The organism is Solibacillus sp. FSL W7-1472 (assembly GCF_037969775.1).
In the GTDB taxonomy this organism is placed as follows: domain Bacteria; phylum Bacillota; class Bacilli; order Bacillales_A; family Planococcaceae; genus Solibacillus; species Solibacillus silvestris.
The window spans coordinates 1,569,962-1,587,581 of the sequence record NZ_CP150208.1 but is presented as its reverse complement, the minus strand read 5'-3'; the positions used below and the strand labels follow the sequence as shown (position 1 = coordinate 1,587,581).

Sequence of the window (17,620 nt, the reverse complement as noted above, 5' to 3'; positions counted from 1 at the left end):
TTATTTGCCTCCTAATTTTTCAAACACTTTCTCGAATGAAGTGCATAAGTTTTCATATTGTATTTTTGGTCTTTTAATTAAGATGACTGGAATACCAATTTCAAGAGCCGCATCCATCTTTTCGTCTACTGAACCGACTTTCCCGCTTTCCTTTGTAATAATAAGTGTTGTGCTGAATTGTTCGTAAAGCGCTTTATTCAGTTCTTTTGAAAACGGGCCTTGGATTGCGATAATATCACGCTGCTTCACCCCAAGGTCATCGCATTTCTCCATATTCTCTTTATTTGGCAGCATCCGGCAGACAAGACGAATATTTTCGTTATGTAATAATTGTTCCGTAAAAACGGCAAGCGTTTTACTGCCTGTCGTCAGCATAATTGTTCCTGAATGTGCGGATGCAGCAATTGCCGCTTCTGTATACGTTTCCACTTCCGTAACAAGCGGATGTACATAACTTTGCTGCGGACGTTCATATCGAATATAGGGAATACCCGTTAAATTTGCAGCGGCCATCGCTGTTTTGGAAGCCTCTTCCGCATATGGATGACTGGCATCGATAACCGTTGTTACCCGCCGTTCTTCAATTAGTTCCTTCATTTGCTGTTCTCTTAAACGACCGACATGGTACGGAACATTCGCTTCCTGTAGACTCGCTGCAGCAGATTCCGTCACGACAGTCGCCACCAATTCTTGTCCCGCTTGCATTAATTGAACCGCCAGCTCTCTTGCATCACTTGTTCCAGCTAAAAATAAAATCATCATTTCACCTAATCTCCACAAGGGGCCTCTTCCACTTTAATTTTGCATGACATATCAACATAATTGAAATTCAGGATTTTTTTTACACGTTTAAAATATTTGAAAAAACGTTCATTCGGATGTCCATTTTCTTTATAGTCCGCAACGATTTCTGTTAGTAAAGGAATCAATTTTTCGGGATCGATCCCTTCAAGGACAGGTTGTGCTGCATGTGCTGTTCGTCCAACTGGTTTGGAACCGATAAACAAATCAAACTTTTTCTTGCGGTAAACAATGCCGATATCATCAAAAACCGCGCGATAACATGCCATTCCGCAACCGTTAAAACCGACATGTAGTTCTTTCGGCATTTTAATGCCACCAAGTGTTTCCATAATCTCTTCAGCATATGGAATGGATTCGGCTTTTTCGCCGTAACAGAAATCACACGCCTTGACGATTACTACGTCGCCGACAGGTTGAACAAGTAAACCCGTTTTTTCTACCGTTTCTACGATTCTTTGAGGTGAATCAGTTGGTACCTTCAATAAGAGACGGTGATCAGGCGTATACTCCATCGTACCCCGTTCTCCTACAACCTCTGCCATTGTAATCATTTGTGCAGGTGTAATCATTTTATTGGCAACACCTGGTGATACAGCAAACTCAAATATGGATTCCACTTCTTGCTGCACTAAAAAAGGATTTTCTTCAACTTTTACTGCTGACGTTTCTTTATGTACGAGCGCTAATGCTTCATTTGCAAGCTGTAATGCGGTTGTTTTAATTGCTGCTGGTTCAACTATTTTTTTCTCTATAGCTTCAATTTTTTCATACCCGGTCTTTGCTTCACCCGTTTCCTGATCCAACGCCCAAGGTTCCGCTTCTTTTTTCAAACGTTGGTGCGGTTTTAATAGTTGCTTTTCTTCTCCTAACGTATATTTACGCTGATAACCACGCGGTGTAATGATTTTATTATCGTAGTAAAATGTTGAGGAATTCCCCACGACGACCGTTGTCAGCATTCCGATATCATGTTCGAGCATTTCTTCTAGTGTTGTTAACACAATGTCCTGCGTATCCCGATAGGCAGCTTTTACTAATCCGACAGGTGTATCAGGTGAACGATACTTAAGCAGTATTCGTTGCGCTTCCACAATTTGCCTTGTCCGTCTGCCGGATTTAGGATTGTAAAACGCAACGACAAAGTCTGCCATTGCCGCTGCCTCAATCCGTTTTTCGATGACCGTCCATGGTGTTAAATGGTCACTTAAACTAATTGTGCAGGAATCATGCATAACAGGAGCGCCAAGTAAACTTGCACAGGAGTTAATCGCTGATATACCCGGAACGACTTCTACTTCAATCCCTTCTTTTGCAGTCCATCCCTTTTCAATTAATACTTCATATACGAGGCCCGCCATTCCGTAAACACCTGCATCACCACTGGAAATAACAGCAACTATATGGCCGGCTTCAGCCTGTTTTACAGCTTCTTGCGCACGTGAAACTTCTTCAGTCATTCCCGTACTGACAATGGTTTTCGCCGTTACTAAGTGCTCAATCAGTTCAACATACGTTTTGTAGCCCATAATGTGATCACTTTGCTGTAGTGCATCGACTGCACGTTTTGTTATATGTTCCCGATCTCCAGGTCCGAACCCTACAACAAAGATCTTTCCTTTTTGCATGTAAACACCCTCCCTAGTAGAAAAATACATCTCGCACCAAATAGGACGTGATGATAATTTTTCTTATGTGGATTTCATTAAAAACTAGTATTGCTTATCCACTAAGAAATAAAAAAGCCCGCACCTCTCGTTAGAAAGAGGTACGGGCATGTGAAATTAATACTAAAAAAGTATAGAAAAACACAAAAACAATTACTTGTTTCGCCTATACTTCTCCCTCCGAAAAGTAAGTATCGTTTAAATAAGCAGGTTTCCTGGCTTAAGCTTCCTTTTACTTTCACATCTTCCCATCTTTACGACAGTGATTCATTGTGATTTCATCAGCTATTACAGTAGCGGGGGCTGCATTAGTCTTTCACTAATTTCCCTTTTACCTTACAAAATTCTGTAAGCACTTATTTAAATTGCAAATTATTAAATTATTATAAAAATAACATAGTCTATTAAAAAATGATAGAACAATTATTATGATATCTGTTTTTTTCAGTGAAGATAAAGCATTGTTCCTTCATTATTTTTGTCCTTTGCACATTAATTCCCTATCCTAATTAACAAAGGTTGTTTATTTTCTGTTTTTCATTTTATTTATTTAATGACCCTGTTTCATCTAGTTTTTTTATATCAGTTACAGCATTTTCTATAGATGCCACAGCGATAATTTCTATATTAAGCTGCTCATCTTTTTTTACTCTCTTCGCCTCTTCTTCATTTTCTACAGGTAGAATTATATGAGAAAAACCGCTTTGTTCGGCAATCAAAGTTTTCGCTTTTATTGAACCGATCTCCTTCACATTTCCTTTGCTATCAATCGCTCCTGTTACGGCAATCGGAATATTATTGTTAACGTCACCATTTTCGATAAGAGCGCTTAATACAGTGGCAAGTCCTGCACTATCACCTTCTATATCTTCTCTTTCTAAAAATTGATTAATAGCAAAAGCGTTTTCTGGTAAATAAGCAATGACATTTTCCTTCATCGTCTCAAAATGTTTCTCCGTAGGACGTACATAACTAAGTAATTCTTCATTTTTCGAACGATACCGGATTTTATTCGTAACAACTTCCGCATCCAAAACTTCTTTATTAGTTGAAAATTCCATAGTATGAATTAAGTAGTTCAAGTCCGTTATATATGGAATCTCAATCATTTCCACTGCCAATACATTGATTCCTGAGTCTTTCACTATTTCAAAAGGCTCGTTATATGACATAAGAAAATAAGTATATTTTTCATAATCAATCAGTCGGCTTTCAAAGACAGCTAATAGGGCTAGTATATAAAAAATCCCTAAAAAAGCTGCTTTCAACTTCTTCTGGTTCCGGTAAACAAAGAATCCGAAAATTGAAATACCCAGGCCCACTATAATAAAAACAATAAATTGATAACCGTTAATCTTATCAAAATAATATGCGAGTAAGCCTGTTATGTATAAGATGAATGGCAGTATCATTAAAAAAATACGTCTCAATTTTTCAACTCCTTACTAAACAAAAGTTGGATTTCCAAAAATAATCCAATCGGCTGTTTTTGTACATTTGGTTGATTTTAATAAATGTTTTAATAATGTTGCCTCAAATTTCTTTACGTTCCATTCATACCGGTATTTTTTATGCCAATCCTCTATTTGCATGGAATGAAGTTCTTTTAACCACGTTACCAATTGCTCATCCGTCAGTCCCTTATCCAGTAATGCATCAATGACCGGTAACATGCGTTCTTCTTCCTCATCGATTAAAGCATATTCAGTATGAAGACAGCTTTTTAAACTTTGTAATGCACTACATAATAATTTGGAATCCTTCATCAACGGATGTCTAATTGCTTCTGTTAATAAATCACTTCCATGTGCAACCGCATGTGCCCAGCCCTTCGTATTGTCGAATCCTCGGTAATCCTTCTCAAGAAATAAATAATGAATACTTCGGTGAATAGCCTCAACAACAAGTTCTTCAGGCAAACTTCTTTTTTCACGATCTATCCCTAAAATAAGGGTAATAACAAGTGCTGAAAAAGATCTCGTAAATACATCATCAGAAGGATTGCTCTGTGTAATATTTAAATAAAGGTGCTCATCATCCGAACATGTTTTTAATATTAAAACTAATTGTTCTTCAGTAAATTGCTCATTCAGAATTAATTCGCAAAATCCCCGATAAATTAAGTTGTCACGTAAATAGCCATCCGGATTTCCAATATTTTTTAGCATGAACTGGATTAATTCGTTAAAATCAATTAAATCCAGATTAATCGACTTTTTTACAATTCCTTCTAATTGTTCTTTCATCATATTTTATTGCTCCATTTCAAAAAGCTTCTTTAATGGATCAGGAATTTTCGCAACTCTTTTCTTTTCTAAATTGAAAAAGCATCCTGATTGTTTTCCGATGCAATGGATATGCTTTTCCGTTGTAATTTCCAGCTCCATTTCCCAACTTGATTGCCCGATTTTTACCATCCAGCAACGTCCGACCGGTTTATCGAAAATTGTTAAAGGGGCTTTGTATTCAATCTCTGTTTTCATCAAAATCGGGGAGATTTGCACTGCCATCATTTCCGCCAATGAGTAATGCTCATTTAAAAAAGCCATCCGTAAATCCTCAAACCATCTTACATATACAATATTACTTACAATGCCCATTGCATCGATATCATAGGCGTTTATTTGAATCGGTTGTTCTGCTAATAATGTTTTCACAATATTTGTCCCCCTTAATTTCTCTCTTCATAACGAACCATAGACCAAAAACCGATATCCTCAAATCCAATCCGCTTATAAATGCGTCCGGCAGCCGGATTATCATAAAACAGACAGATTGATTTTCCTTCAGCGAGCAGGTCACGACAAAGCTTTAACATACAGTGCGTGGCATACCCTTTTTTTCCGTAACCTGGTCTCGTTCCGACGCCTACAATCATTGCAGACTGGGAATTTTCTGCAGTGGTAGATGCTGAAGAGACCATCACACCCTGTTCGTCACGAATAATATAAGTACGCCCCGTTTTAAATTTTTCCGCGCGTTCTCTTCCTTCAATACTAAAGGTACCCGTTGAAAATTCCGGAATCGATTTGAGCATTTCAATATTTTCTTCGTATTCAATTGGCTGTAAATACGTCACATTTGAAAAATCCAAATCAGATGTGAGAACGGTCAATTCTGTACATTTTGCATAATACGTTTCGCTGTCCCGACGAATACCGCGGTCAATCCATTTCTTTAATGGAGCGACTAAATGTTGGAGTCCCGAAATTTCTATCTGTCCTTGATTTCCGTTAATTATTTTGGCAAATCCCTCGGTATCATAGTTTCCTTCACTGTACGGGATATAGTTTTGATCATAGCGCAGTAAAATCGCTTTTAGCTGATCACCTTCAAATTGCCCCCATAAATCCTGGATATCCGATTCCATCCCATACGCTTCAATATCACCGATGATAAATAAATTTTCTGCCGGCTTTTTATGTACAAGTGCCAATGTAGTTTCAAGGTCTTCGTTTGTTAACTTTCGAATCATTATATTTGCCTCCTATATAGTACGTTTACGAGCTTTTACGATAAAGGTTGTTGGAAAGTTGCTTGCTTTATGTAGAGAATAATATTTTTCGGAATACGGAATTTCTTCACCTTTTGCATGTACCGGAATATCACTTTCAATAATTTCTACAAGTTCAAAGCCTGCTTTTAAAAGTGCATTTATAAATGTCGCCATTTTATATTTCGGTATTTGCATTGGCGCATCTTCCCCTTTAAATGTCGTTGTTTCGATATATCCTTCACGCTGGTAGGAATCCGTTAAACTAAACTGATGATCACGGCATTTGATTTGATTATAGAAAGGGTGTTCCCAGCTGAAAATAAATTCGCCTCCTTCTTTTAAGTAGCTGTAAACTAACTTAAACGTTGCCGGAAGATCACTTGACCAGCCAATCGCATAAATGGAATACACTAAATCAAAATAATTTTTCGGCAGACCGATTTCTTCTTCCATTGGAGCCGTAAATAAGCTTGCCTCAATGCCGTATAACGTTTTCTGTGCCAGGTCCATTTGGGCACTCGAAAAATCAACACCCCAAAGCTCCTTTGCACCATTGTTATTCATATATAAAAGAGAATGACCGCTCCCAAATCCAACTTCCAGCACTGTTTTGCCGGCAACACTTCCGATTAAATTCAGTTCCTCTTCGGTTTGTGCTAATGGTCCATAGCTTGGCAACGCATCTCCTCCAGCAAAATGCTTTGCTACTATATCCCAGCTTTTTTTATTGTTTTCGATAATTGTATTCAAAAAAGTCATTCCTTTCTGTAACGATGACGGATCTATACTGTATGTCCCAATTAAACCACTTTATTCCACATGTTACAATCCGACAATTTTTCTAATTTGTTTTAGTTGCGGTGCGAGCTATCCTGTGTGATTTAGTGTTTATCTGTTATTATAAAAACACCATATTATAAAAACGTTACCAATTGAACTGTAAATTACCTATTTCTGATGTGGTATGAAACTTTCTTCCCTGTGCATTCTAATGTCATAAGGAGGCGATAACAGATGGCAAACAACAACAGCTCAAACAAATTACGTGTACCTGGTGCACAACAAGCAGTTGACCAAATGAAGTACGAAATTGCACAAGAGTTTGGTGTTCAATTAGGACCAGACGCATCAGCACGTGCTAACGGCTCTGTAGGTGGCGAAATTACGAAACGCCTAGTACAAATGGCAGAGCAACAATTACGCGGAAACTCAAACAATCAACAATAATTAACGAAAAGGAAGCGCTGCATACTATGTAGCGTTTTCTTTTCATTTTGGCTTTTCAAGGAGATTACATACATAGACAAACCAAAAAGAAATGAAACTTTTACTGCTTCCCTCCGTAAATAACAGTAATAACAATTTATGGAATTACCCACTTTGCTTTAGGGATTGGATAAGAAGGAGGAAAGGGCATATATGAATATTTATGGTTGGATTGGTTTGCTCGGTATTATTTTCTTTACTTTAATTCCCTTTTTGAATAAGGCGCAAAGAACTCGTGAAGAAGTTCAGAAAGCCATTGTAACGATTGGAATTATATCCGGAATTATTATTGCCGTTTTAGTTTTCAATATAAATTTCCTCATTGCTTTCCTATTTGGTGTTCTGGCTATGATTTTGTTTGATTCTAAAACCTATACAAAAAAGAGGTTAACGATTTATGGGGTCACTACTTTAATTGCAGGAATTGCAGCATATGCTCTACTTCGGGACAATCCCAATTATGTTATTCAACATTTAAAGGAAAATCCGGAATCCAGCTCCTTTTATTTTGCTGAAAACGGCAAACCTGTAATTACTTACCAGTCAACTGTTAGACGGCCATTAGCAAGTACAGTAAAAATCCTTATTGCAGTTGAATATGCCATGCAGGTCGAAGAAAATAAAATTCAAAAAGACCAGTCAATACCTTTGGGCGATTTGAACCGTTTTTATTGGAAAAATACTGATGGGGGCGGTCATGAAGCATGGTTAGAAGCTGTGAAACAAGATCGAGGCATCCAAAATAATGAAGTCACTTTGCATGATGTTGCAAAAGGAATGATTACATATAGCTCAAATGCCAATACAGACTATTTAATTAATTTGCTCGGTATTGATGCGATAAATCAGCGTAAAACAGCGTTAGGCTTAACACAGCATGAAGACATTTATCCAATTGGCAGTGCGCTCCTCATTCCTGATTCTATCCAAAAAGATGGGATGTCCGAAAAAGAATTAATCAAGGCGCTCCAAAAGTTATCAATGGACGACTATCGTAAGTTAGCTCAATCGATAAGCCTGCAAATGAAAACAGGAGAAATTAATGCAAGTGAGACTACATTTGACTCATCCCCTGCCGTACAAAGAGTTTGGTCAGATCGGTTAATTGGCGCTTCTGCAAATGATTACGGGAAACTGCTCGCCCTTATTTCCAATGACGAGCTGCCATCAAATGCAGCTGAAACAATCCGGGATCTACTGGAATGGCCGATGCAATTAAATGAAGAAAATTATAGGAAATATACACATATTGGCTCAAAGGGCGGCTCTACACTGTTCGTCTTAAACAACGCGATGTATGTTGAAAACCTTAAGGGTGATCAGTACGAATTTGTTATTTTACTTAATAACCTGAAATTTCATGAGCATTTCCTGTTGAGAAACAATCGAAATTCATTTGAAAGAAAGCTTTTGAACGATGCAGGTTTTCGCGATGAGGTACGTGAGGCGCTTTTAAACTAAGTTTGGTTTGATTTTATAAATACCGCAACAATCTATAAAGATGCTTTGCCTGATTTGGCTAAGCATCTTTTTCAATCGATTAATCCTCTGATTCTTTATCCACTTTCCGTATACAGCTCTTTATACATAATGACTATCAGGACATACATAAACAATGGAATAAGATAATCCGTATTATTGATTGCGTGATTTAATGAGCTATTATTTGCAAGAATACTTATCACTATTGCGATTAGACTAACGACACTAAAAATGATAAATAACATCTTATTTCTCGAAATGTTATCCTTTTTTATTTCAAATAATAAGCAGACAAGTGCAAAGAAAATTAACACCAGTCTCGTCATAAATAATTGTTCAAATCCCCAATAAAAGGTCGCCATTATAAAGATAAGTGCGGCTACATTCAAAATAATCGGTATATTAATTTTTTTCATATACTCCCCTGCTCTTATACTGGATGTTTTGAAGTGTTGCTAAATTTACATATAGTACCTTCACCGAATTTTTATGCTATAGTAACGCATTGCCTTTGGTACACCTTCCAAGTCAAATACACCATCGACAATTAAACGTCTGACACGATATTCTAAAAAATGGTCACCAATATATTGATCTAAATGACCCATTACTTCTCCGATAATTCTGGCTGATTTTATAAAGTCCTTATTCTGTTTATTTTGATGAAGTTTCTTCACTGTATTGATAATGTAAGCATCATAAAAATTTTCAGGAACACTTTTTATCTTTTGATTTTCCCAGATTCGTAAAACATCATTAGTTTGACAAAGCTGCTTCCATTCATCTTCTAATGTTTTATGTTCCGCTAGCGTCAATAGTTGACCCTTTTTCTCGTTTTCGTAAATTTCCATTAATTGATCTGATGACAGTTCCCCCATATTTAACGGCTTAAAATCGATATCGGGTCGATCAAAATAAGTTTTATATGCTCCATTAGTATGAATGATATGGATATCGTTTGCCTTCTCTTTTAATAAATAAAGTACAAACCGTAAACCCGTTTGTTCATGTGCATTATCCCCCGCCCAAATAATAATTGGGTGATCATTTGGCGTTTGTTGAAGATCTACAATCGTTTGTTTAAAATGTTCTTCGTGATGATAGAGGTCCTCATCATCAATAATGATATGATTTCTAAACCATTTAGATCGATTCGAAATACCTTGTAAGTTATGTAAGTTCCAAATGGGACCAATAGAAAACACATCGGAAAACGTAATAATCCTTTCCTGATGACTTAGCCCTAACTTTTTTAAAGCAAATTTCAGGCTGCCTGATGGCGAATCTCCAAAGACAATATGTGTTGCTTGATATTGTACAGGCTCAACGTTTGCTTGATTCTTTTTGTACTCCAACAGGTTGTTATATGTATTTTTAATATCTAAAAAAAATTGCTCCTCTGAATAACCATTTCTTTCTTCGACTACTTGCATCCGTAAAAAGATTTGCATTAATAAGGCTTTCCGTTCTTTGCCTTCTAATTGATCAATAACAGCGTTCAATTCATTAAACAAATGAATACCCCCTTCCCATAAATTTTACCATTAAATCCTCTTTTAGTATAACCTTCCTAACAAAATGGTCCCGCTCACCTGTAAACTATATTTCTTTCTCCTCCAGCAGCTTTTTAATTTTAGACACAAAAAAACTGCACCCCATATTTGGGATGCAGTTTATCGTTACATCATTAAAATTAAAGTTTTACGATGTTTGTAGCTTGTGGGCCACGTTGACCGTCTTCGATTTCAAATTCAACTTTTTGACCTTCGTCTAAAGATTTGAAACCTTCGCCTTGGATTGCTGAGAAGTGAGCGAATACGTCGTTTCCGCCTTCAACTTCGATGAAACCAAAACCTTTTTCTGCGTTAAACCATTTTACTGTACCTTGTGTCATTTAAATGACCTCCATTTAATTAAATTTAATAAGATCACAATTCTCATAAAGAAAAAATTCACATATTACAAAAAGTACTAAATAAAACACGAATACATTTTGTAATAGGTGAATTTATTGTTGTCTTGTAACATTTCTTATTAACCATAGTATATAACAAACAAAACCATTTGTCTATTCTTATTATTTTATTTCATTCGAGTGCAAGTATAATCATGATGCAAACTAAGTTTTGAATAGATTTATCTTATTTCGAAAGTTAATCATTACTAGACTTTATTCTCTAGCTTACAGTATCATTAATGGCATCAACTACTTATCGAGGTGTTCTCTATTATGACAGCTAAAAAAGTATTAACAAACGAACAACAAGAACAACTTCTTACAACATTGAAAGCACGCTTTTTACAGCATATGGAACGTCATCCGAATATCGATTGGGAAAATGTGCAGACAAAGCTCGAAGCAAATCCTGTAAAACTGTGGTCGCTTCATGAAATGGAACGTACTGAAGGAGAACCTGATGTCGTTGCATATAATCATGAAATGGACACATACACATTTATGGACTGTTCACCTGAAAGCCCTAAAGGACGCAGAAGTATTTGTTATGACCAGGAAGCACTGGATGCGCGAAAGAAAAACAAACCTGAAGACAGTGCGATGAATATGGCGGCTTCTATGGGAATTGAACTTTTAACAGAAGTTGAATACCGCTCGTTGCAGCAACTTGGGAAATTTGATTTAAAAACGTCCAGCTGGGTTTTAACACCACCCGATATCCGCAAACTTGGCGGTGCAATTTTCTGTGACCGTCGATATGAGACGGTTTTCATGTATCATAATGGTGCAGACTCTTACTATGGTGCTCGAGGATTTCGAGGTTCGCTTACTGTTTAATTTAATGATCTCAATTTAAAACAAGCCGTTGTCACATTTTTTGACAACGGCTTGTTTCTATTTTAAGCAACTCTGGACAATAAATCGAATGACTCAGCCCGGGATATGAAAATAATATAAATTCAGATTTACCCTTAACTCCTTTTTATTCCAAAACTAATTAATATATGATCCTTTAAATCCTTACTTATCCTCCACCAGTTCCAATAATCCACAGTTCTAAAGTAGTGATTAATAAATCTACCATTTCGTCCCCTCCTTTGTATTAATTTTACAAATTATCAGACAAAAAGTGTATAATATGCCTAAAAGAATAATTAGGTGATGAAATGAATAATTACGGGCAAGTTGTAAAAGACATACGGGTTGGTAAAGGCTATTCACAACAATATGTCAGCGAGAAAATATGCTCACAGGGCAACTATTCAAAATTTGAAAAAGGGGAAAACAGAGAAATTAAATATTCTATTTTAAAGGAATTTTTGGGTCGGCTCGAAATGTCTTACGAAGAGTTTGAATACATAAGCAATAACTACGAAATGCATGAGCGCCAAAGAATTATGAAGAGGTTTTACAATCAAACGTACAATTCCGAAAATGCACTGCTTCAAATGATTGAAGAATGTGCTGCTTATTTACGGCAAAATCCGAACGACAATTTAATTATCAATATTCAAACCGTAATGGAGGGGATGCTCATTTTGGCCAGATCCAGCGATTTTGTAATGGCTTCTAAAACTTTATCTCCCATTTGGAAAGATCTTTCTCAACGAAATACATTGTACTTAGCTGATATTTATTTGCTGAATGCTATTTTATTTGTGTTTCCGATTCCTACTGCAACCGAAATAAAAGAATTTGCTTTTCGTCATATCGACAAGTACAATGGCTTTCAAAATATAAATAAATTAAAAATTAATTTTCTGATCAATCTGTCGCTTATTAATATTAAAGGAAAAGACTATGAAACCGCACTTCATCTGTTAAATGATGCAATCAGTGCATGTAAATCGGAGCAGCTTTTTATCAACCTGTCGATTTGTTATGTGAGAAAAGGCGTCTGCCTCAATAATTTAAACGGAGCGGATGAAGGTTTTATCAATAAGGGCTTAACATTACTTCAACATTTAGAACAGGAAGAACTAGTAAAAATGTTGGAGAAGGAAATTAAAAATAATTTAATCGTTAAATAATGTAAAGATAATTATAAAAGGGCAGCCAATGTTAGGTCGGCTGCCCTTTAGTTTATTTTTTTTTAGGTAAGTTCATTTTACGCTCTAATAATTTAATGCGGTATTTGTAAATCGCATAAATTACTGCTAGAACAATGATGATGATAACAAACGGCTGCAAGTATTGTTTAAACAGATCTCCTGCCTGTTCCCAGTTCTCCCCTAGCTTAATGCCTAAATAAACATAAAGCGCGGTAATTGGGAACATCGCTAAAAATGTGTAAATTGTAAACTTCCATACATTCATTTTAGTCATCCCGCATGGAACCGAAATTGCCGTACGGACGATTGGCATAAAGCGTCCGAAAAATGCGACACCCGCGCCATATTTAGCGAAAAACTTGTCCGATGCATTCACTTGCTTTTCATTGATCAAGAAGAACTTCCCGTATTTCAAAACGATTGGTCGACCACCATAACGCCCGACTGCATATAAAGTCAACGGACCAATCGTTCCGCCTACCGTTCCTGCAAGCACCATTAACCAATAGCTATATTCCCCTTGAGCAATCCAAAAGCCAGCCATCGGTAATATAATTTCTGCTGGAATAAACTCAAAGCAGAGCGCCAACAGTACACCAAAATAGCCAAACCCTTTAAAAAACTCAATCATTGATAGAATGATTGTATCTAACAACAAAAACAACTCCAATCATTTGCATTATCCCAAAGTTAAAATCATCATTTTCTGATTTTAACTCCATAGTCCACTTCCACATTCACTTAGCATACAAAAACTTTAATCGATTCACAATAGAAATTGTGAAAACATGCCGTTATTCTGTATGCTCTTCTTTAGAATAGAACGTCTTCTCCTCACAAATGTTGCCTCATCCGCAAAACTTTTAATTATAGCAGTGTATGTCTATGAAAAAAGCGATATGTTAGTACAATTGTGACTTCCCCTCTCCAACTAACTCCACATATAAAAAACGAACAGACGAAACCAGTTATGCTTTGGAATCGTCTGTCTCTTAGTTAAATTAATGCTTTTAAATCATGAATAAACTCATAGATAAAGTAACAGCCAAATCCGAATAATAATATACCCGCGATGATGGAAGTCCATTTAATCATAGTACGATTCATAACTTTTCTAGAAAGTGAAACAATTGTTAAAAGTCCAATATCATGCAGTAAAATCCCCGATAAAATACCAAGCGCAACAATTAAAAATTGATGGGTACCTTTTCCTGAATAAGAGTCGGCCAAAACTGCTCCAAATACAGAAATCCAGAAAACAAGATTTCCTGGAGAAACAGCAACCAATAAACCATTGCGGTAAGTTGACAAAAAGGATTTATTGGCTTTCTCACCAGCTAATGCAATATCTTTATCTGCGTTTTTAATAGAATCAAAAGCCAAAACAAATAAAAACGCGGCTCCAATAAGCCAAAGCGGAAGTTGAATATAAGACAACGATAAAAATTGAGCTACCCCTAAATATAAGGCAATGATTAAAGCTAAATCAATTGTCATACCACCAAGCCCTACCGCCCAACCATGCATAAATCCATTTTTTAACCCCTGTTTTGTCATTTCAACTGTAATGGCACCAACCGGCATTGCAATCGCAAGGCCAATCATGACATATGCAAAATATAAACTCATTCGACCACATCTTCCAAAAAAGATTTCTTCTTACGTCCGTTTTATAAATATAATTATATTTGAATATTTATAAATTTTCAATTACTCCCCTAATTAATTATTAATTCCTGGATTGACTTATTTCAGGAAAACTATTATGATGTCATTAATTTATGAGAAGGAGGGATTTTTCTATGTTTTTACTTCGTTTACGCTAAGCTGGCAATAAAAAAGCAAACCCATTTGAGATGGGCTTTTTTGTCATGCTTGTAAACGATGAAACCATAGAGATTCCTCTTTAAACGGGAGACTTCTATATTTTTTCGGCGCAGGCATACATATGTCTGCTTTTTTATTGCGTTTTAGACTCACGTATAAAATGGAGGGCTAAAACAATGCAGATGCTTCTATTCTTTTAATACGGGCGGATTACACAAACCGCTCGTATCGATAAGCTATCGGTACGAAATTCTATATTTCGGAGGTAGCAATAATGGAAAACTTAAGCTTTGAACTGAAAAATATACACGTACAATTTTTAGATAAGGATATACTCGCAATCCCGCAGCTGGCTATTTATCAATTTGACCGCATCGGTATTGTCGGTAAAAACGGCGCCGGTAAAAGTACTTTATTAAAAATATTAACGGGTCAACTCGTGCCGCAGCAAGGAAATGTAAGTTCACATGTCGATTATTATTATTTTGAACAAACATCCCCTGCTTTCACACAACACAATATTGACATCGCCCTTCTTCATAAATTAAAGGCAGTCGATCCACATAGCGGTGGTGAACTGACGAGGCTGAAGTTATCACAGGCATTCAGTCATTACTATGAGGCATTGATTTTCGATGAACCGACAACGCACTTAGATCAAGAAGGCATCCGATTTTTGCAAGATCAACTACGCGATTATTACGGAGCTGTCGTCTTAGTCAGCCATGATCGGAACCTGCTGGATAGCGTCGTCACGACAATCTGGGAAGTAAATGATGGCCAAGTTTCGGTTTATAGCGGAAATTATTCCGATTATTCCGCGCAAAAAGAACGGGAAAAACATGAGCAAGCTGCTGCCCATGAAAAATACGTTCGCGAAAAGGCCCACTTGGAAAAGGCAGTTGCCGAAAAAATGAAAAAGGCCGAAAAAATTACCGAGGCAAAGAAGCTTTCAAAAAAAGAAACGAAGGCTAAAGCGAATCGAATGTTTGAAACAAAATCCAAAGGAACAAGCCAAAAAGCGGCTTATCGCTCGGCAAAGGCGATGGAAAAACGAATCGAACAGCTTCCTTTTGTCGAGAAAGTAAAAGAAGATGTTCCACTTCATTTCAAACAATCGAAAGCATTGGAACTTCATAATAAAGTGCCGATCATGATGCAAGATTTCACTTTGTCGATCCGTGAGAAAATACTGATTGATCAATGTCAGCTTCAAGTTCGTTTACAGGATAAAATTGCTCTGACCGGTCCGAACGGCAGTGGGAAATCAACGTTGCTGCAGGCGATGGTCGAAAAGCATCCCCATATGGATCTCTCACCGAAAGTCAAAATCGGCCATTTTTCTCAGCTTGCATATCAAAACTTGCCGGATGAGACGGTTTGGAGTTTTATAAAAACACGAAGCGAATATAGCGATGCATTTATTCGTACTGTTTTACATCAGATGCAGTTTGACCAGAGTGATTTACAAAAACGAATTACTGTTTTAAGCGGAGGCGAACGCATTCGTTTACTTTTAAGTGAGCTGTTTTTAGGTCAATATAATATTCTCCTGCTCGATGAACCGACCAACTTCCTTGATATGGCGACAAAAGAGGCGTTGGTAAACTTTATCCGGGCATATGACGGCACTATTCTTTTTGTCTCCCATGATGACTACTTTGTGAAACAAGTAACTACAAGAATTATAGAGATAAAAGATAGGGCCTTAATTGAAATCTGACTTTACTTGTAATGTTTCGAATTGAACAATCCTTTCATTTCCAATCGATGTGCACTAAAATGATTTCATATGGTAATCATAGTAAGAAAAGGTAACGAGCTATTTATTATTTGGAGGTCATCACATGGAAATAGGTATTTCAACATTTGCAGAAACAACACCGGACGCTTTAACTGGCAAAACAGTAAGTCATGCCGAACGACTGCGCCAAATCGTCGAAGAAATTAAGCTGGCGGATTCGGTAGGACTGGATGTGTATGGTGTCGGGGAACATCACCGTGAAGATTATGCAGCATCAGTTCCATCTGTCGTGCTCGCTGCAGCTGCAATGCAAACAAAACAAATTCGACTGACGAGCGCTGTAACGGTACTCTCGTCGGATGATCCGGTACGTGTGTTCCAGCAATTCGCAACACTTGACGGACTATCGAACGGACGCGCCGAAATTATGGCTGGCCGCGGTTCATTTATTGAATCGTTCCCGCTGTTCGGAAACAACTTGAACGACTATGATGCGCTTTTTGAAGAAAAACTCGATCTATTATTAAATCTTAAGGAAAATGAGATTGTGACATCATCTGGCCATTTCCGTCCATCAATTCAAGATCGTGGCATCTACCCGCGCCCTGTTCAGGAAAAATTGCCGATTTGGGTAGCGAGCGGCGGTACACCACAATCTGCAATTCGAGCTGCTACATTGGGCTTGCCGCTAACATTGGCGATTATTGGTGGTAGTCCCCTGTATTTCGCGCGCATCGTTCAACTGTATTATGATGTGGCGAAAAAAGCAGGCCATGACATTTCGAAGCTGCGGGTCGCTTCCCATTCGCATGGTTTTATTGCGGATACAACAGAACTTGCTGTTGAGCAGTTTTTCCCGTCCACAGCAGCAGCGATGACGAAACTTGGCCGTGAGCGTGGATGGGCTCCTTATACACGTGAAGCATTTGATGATGCCCGCAGCTCGGAAGGCGCTCTTTATGTAGGAGATGTTGATACGGTTGCAAAGAAAATCATCTATCTTTTCGAACATGTCGGTATTTCAAGATTTTTCCTGCATATGCCAGTCGGTTCCATGCCGCATGACCAAGTAATGCATGCCATCGAACTATTAGGCACAAAAGTTGCGCCAATCGTACGTGAGGAAGTTGCGCGATTAAAGAGCGTTTAAAATGATTAACGAGTAGGCTGTGCGGCTTCTTTGCTGCCTGCCCTATTTGCCATTGCTTTTTCTAGTTGGTATGAGCTATTTCTCAAAGCATTTATTATACAAGAAAAAGTACTATAACTTTTTGAAAAGAAATAATTACTATTATAAAATCTTCTAACTCTAGAATAAAAAAATAACAA

General features: G+C 37.3%; 17 protein-coding genes and 1 riboswitch. Of the genes, 6 read left to right on the top strand and 11 right to left on the bottom strand.

All coding sequences use genetic code 11. The annotated features are described in order from the left end of the window. From cobK to MKY07_RS07670, 7 genes are all read right to left on the bottom strand, one after another. Entirely contained in the window at positions 1-759 is a 759-nt protein-coding gene (gene cobK, locus MKY07_RS07700) for a precorrin-6A reductase (protein WP_339264628.1), read from the bottom strand. Positions 760-767: 8 nt separating this feature from the next. Next, entirely contained in the window at positions 768-2,429 is a 1,662-nt protein-coding gene (cobJ, locus tag MKY07_RS07695; protein WP_339264297.1) for a precorrin-3B C(17)-methyltransferase, read from the bottom strand. 226 nt (positions 2,430-2,655) lie between these two features. Then, positions 2,656-2,843, bottom strand: a riboswitch (cobalamin riboswitch). 167 nt (positions 2,844-3,010) lie between these two features. Next, positions 3,011-3,898 (bottom strand): S16 family serine protease, encoded by an 888-nt coding sequence (locus tag MKY07_RS07690; RefSeq protein ID WP_339264296.1) that lies wholly within the window; start codon positions 3,896-3,898, stop codon positions 3,011-3,013. A 15-nt stretch (positions 3,899-3,913) separates the two neighbouring features. Then, the gene (locus MKY07_RS07685) at positions 3,914-4,717 is read right to left on the bottom strand and encodes a DUF2785 domain-containing protein (RefSeq protein ID WP_339264295.1); all 804 of its coding nucleotides are present in this window, start codon (positions 4,715-4,717) and stop codon (positions 3,914-3,916) included. A 3-nt stretch (positions 4,718-4,720) separates the two neighbouring features. Next, entirely contained in the window at positions 4,721-5,125 is a 405-nt protein-coding gene (locus tag MKY07_RS07680) for a thioesterase family protein (RefSeq protein WP_339264294.1), read from the bottom strand. A 14-nt stretch (positions 5,126-5,139) separates the two neighbouring features. Next, a complete protein-coding gene (locus MKY07_RS07675) occupies positions 5,140-5,943 on the bottom strand; it encodes a GNAT family N-acetyltransferase (protein ID WP_339264293.1) in 804 nt (267 codons plus the stop codon). A gap of 12 nt (positions 5,944-5,955) precedes the next feature. After that, complete coding sequence (locus MKY07_RS07670) at positions 5,956-6,723, bottom strand: class I SAM-dependent methyltransferase (RefSeq protein WP_339264292.1); 768 nt, start codon at positions 6,721-6,723, stop codon at positions 5,956-5,958. A gap of 255 nt (positions 6,724-6,978) precedes the next feature. Here MKY07_RS07670 and MKY07_RS07665 point away from each other — a divergent pair, with 255 nt between their 5' ends. Together MKY07_RS07665 and MKY07_RS07660 are read left to right on the top strand one after the other, a co-directional pair. After that, positions 6,979-7,191 carry an alpha/beta-type small acid-soluble spore protein gene (locus MKY07_RS07665; RefSeq protein WP_008406565.1) on the top strand — a complete coding sequence of 71 codons (213 nt, stop codon included), beginning with the start codon at positions 6,979-6,981 and terminating at the stop codon, positions 7,189-7,191. A gap of 192 nt (positions 7,192-7,383) precedes the next feature. Next, positions 7,384-8,691: a serine hydrolase gene (locus MKY07_RS07660; RefSeq protein WP_339264291.1), complete on the top strand. Its 1,308-nt coding sequence runs from the start codon at positions 7,384-7,386 to the stop codon at positions 8,689-8,691. A 497-nt stretch (positions 8,692-9,188) separates the two neighbouring features. Here MKY07_RS07660 and MKY07_RS07655 read toward each other — a convergent pair whose 3' ends face one another. Continuing rightward, positions 9,189-10,226: a DUF1835 domain-containing protein gene (locus MKY07_RS07655; protein WP_339264290.1), complete on the bottom strand. Its 1,038-nt coding sequence runs from the start codon at positions 10,224-10,226 to the stop codon at positions 9,189-9,191. A gap of 179 nt (positions 10,227-10,405) precedes the next feature. Further along, positions 10,406-10,606 (bottom strand): cold-shock protein, encoded by a 201-nt coding sequence (locus tag MKY07_RS07650; RefSeq protein ID WP_008406560.1) that lies wholly within the window; start codon positions 10,604-10,606, stop codon positions 10,406-10,408. A 336-nt stretch (positions 10,607-10,942) separates the two neighbouring features. On the opposite strand from MKY07_RS07650, the gene MKY07_RS07645 reads away from it, so the two are divergent. Both MKY07_RS07645 and MKY07_RS07640 read left to right on the top strand, forming a co-directional pair. Further along, entirely contained in the window at positions 10,943-11,506 is a 564-nt protein-coding gene (locus MKY07_RS07645) for a DUF4256 domain-containing protein (RefSeq protein WP_339264289.1), read from the top strand. Between the two features lie 329 nt (positions 11,507-11,835). Continuing rightward, positions 11,836-12,699, top strand: a complete 864-nt coding sequence (locus tag MKY07_RS07640) for a helix-turn-helix transcriptional regulator (protein WP_339264288.1) — start codon at positions 11,836-11,838, stop codon at positions 12,697-12,699. 52 nt (positions 12,700-12,751) lie between these two features. On the opposite strand, the gene MKY07_RS07635 is transcribed toward MKY07_RS07640, so the two are convergent. Continuing rightward, positions 12,752-13,351: a DedA family protein gene (locus MKY07_RS07635; protein WP_041865894.1), complete on the bottom strand. Its 600-nt coding sequence runs from the start codon at positions 13,349-13,351 to the stop codon at positions 12,752-12,754. A gap of 365 nt (positions 13,352-13,716) precedes the next feature. Next, the gene (locus MKY07_RS07630; RefSeq protein ID WP_339264287.1) at positions 13,717-14,349 is read right to left on the bottom strand and encodes a LysE family transporter; all 633 of its coding nucleotides are present in this window, start codon (positions 14,347-14,349) and stop codon (positions 13,717-13,719) included. A gap of 472 nt (positions 14,350-14,821) precedes the next feature. On the opposite strand from MKY07_RS07630, the gene abc-f reads away from it, so the two are divergent. Both abc-f and MKY07_RS07620 read left to right on the top strand, forming a co-directional pair. Further along, a complete protein-coding gene (gene abc-f, locus MKY07_RS07625) occupies positions 14,822-16,270 on the top strand; it encodes an ABC-F type ribosomal protection protein (protein WP_339264286.1) in 1,449 nt (482 codons plus the stop codon). A 124-nt stretch (positions 16,271-16,394) separates the two neighbouring features. Further along, complete coding sequence (locus MKY07_RS07620) at positions 16,395-17,441, top strand: LLM class flavin-dependent oxidoreductase (RefSeq protein ID WP_339264285.1); 1,047 nt, start codon at positions 16,395-16,397, stop codon at positions 17,439-17,441. Positions 17,442-17,620 lie beyond the last annotated feature (179 nt).

What these genes read in the sequence shown, in the direction of transcription:
- cobK (WP_339264628.1), bottom strand. Translation starts at nt 759, where the DNA reads ATGATTTTATTTTTAGCTGGAACAAGTGATGCAAGAGAGCTGGCGGTT.
- cobJ (WP_339264297.1), bottom strand. Translation starts at nt 2,429, where the DNA reads ATGCAAAAAGGAAAGATCTTTGTTGTAGGGTTCGGACCTGGAGATCGG.
- MKY07_RS07685 (WP_339264295.1), bottom strand. Translation starts at nt 4,717, where the DNA reads ATGATGAAAGAACAATTAGAAGGAATTGTAAAAAAGTCGATTAATCTG.
- MKY07_RS07675 (WP_339264293.1), bottom strand. Translation starts at nt 5,943, where the DNA reads ATGATTCGAAAGTTAACAAACGAAGACCTTGAAACTACATTGGCACTT.
- MKY07_RS07670 (WP_339264292.1), bottom strand. Translation starts at nt 6,723, where the DNA reads ATGACTTTTTTGAATACAATTATCGAAAACAATAAAAAAAGCTGGGAT.
- MKY07_RS07665 (WP_008406565.1), top strand. Translation starts at nt 6,979, where the DNA reads ATGGCAAACAACAACAGCTCAAACAAATTACGTGTACCTGGTGCACAA.
- MKY07_RS07660 (WP_339264291.1), top strand. Translation starts at nt 7,384, where the DNA reads ATGAATATTTATGGTTGGATTGGTTTGCTCGGTATTATTTTCTTTACT.
- MKY07_RS07650 (WP_008406560.1), bottom strand. Translation starts at nt 10,606, where the DNA reads ATGACACAAGGTACAGTAAAATGGTTTAACGCAGAAAAAGGTTTTGGT.
- MKY07_RS07645 (WP_339264289.1), top strand. Translation starts at nt 10,943, where the DNA reads ATGACAGCTAAAAAAGTATTAACAAACGAACAACAAGAACAACTTCTT.
- MKY07_RS07640 (WP_339264288.1), top strand. Translation starts at nt 11,836, where the DNA reads ATGAATAATTACGGGCAAGTTGTAAAAGACATACGGGTTGGTAAAGGC.
- MKY07_RS07635 (WP_041865894.1), bottom strand. Translation starts at nt 13,351, where the DNA reads ATGATTGAGTTTTTTAAAGGGTTTGGCTATTTTGGTGTACTGTTGGCG.
- MKY07_RS07630 (WP_339264287.1), bottom strand. Translation starts at nt 14,349, where the DNA reads ATGAGTTTATATTTTGCATATGTCATGATTGGCCTTGCGATTGCAATG.
- abc-f (WP_339264286.1), top strand. Translation starts at nt 14,822, where the DNA reads ATGGAAAACTTAAGCTTTGAACTGAAAAATATACACGTACAATTTTTA.
- MKY07_RS07620 (WP_339264285.1), top strand. Translation starts at nt 16,395, where the DNA reads ATGGAAATAGGTATTTCAACATTTGCAGAAACAACACCGGACGCTTTA.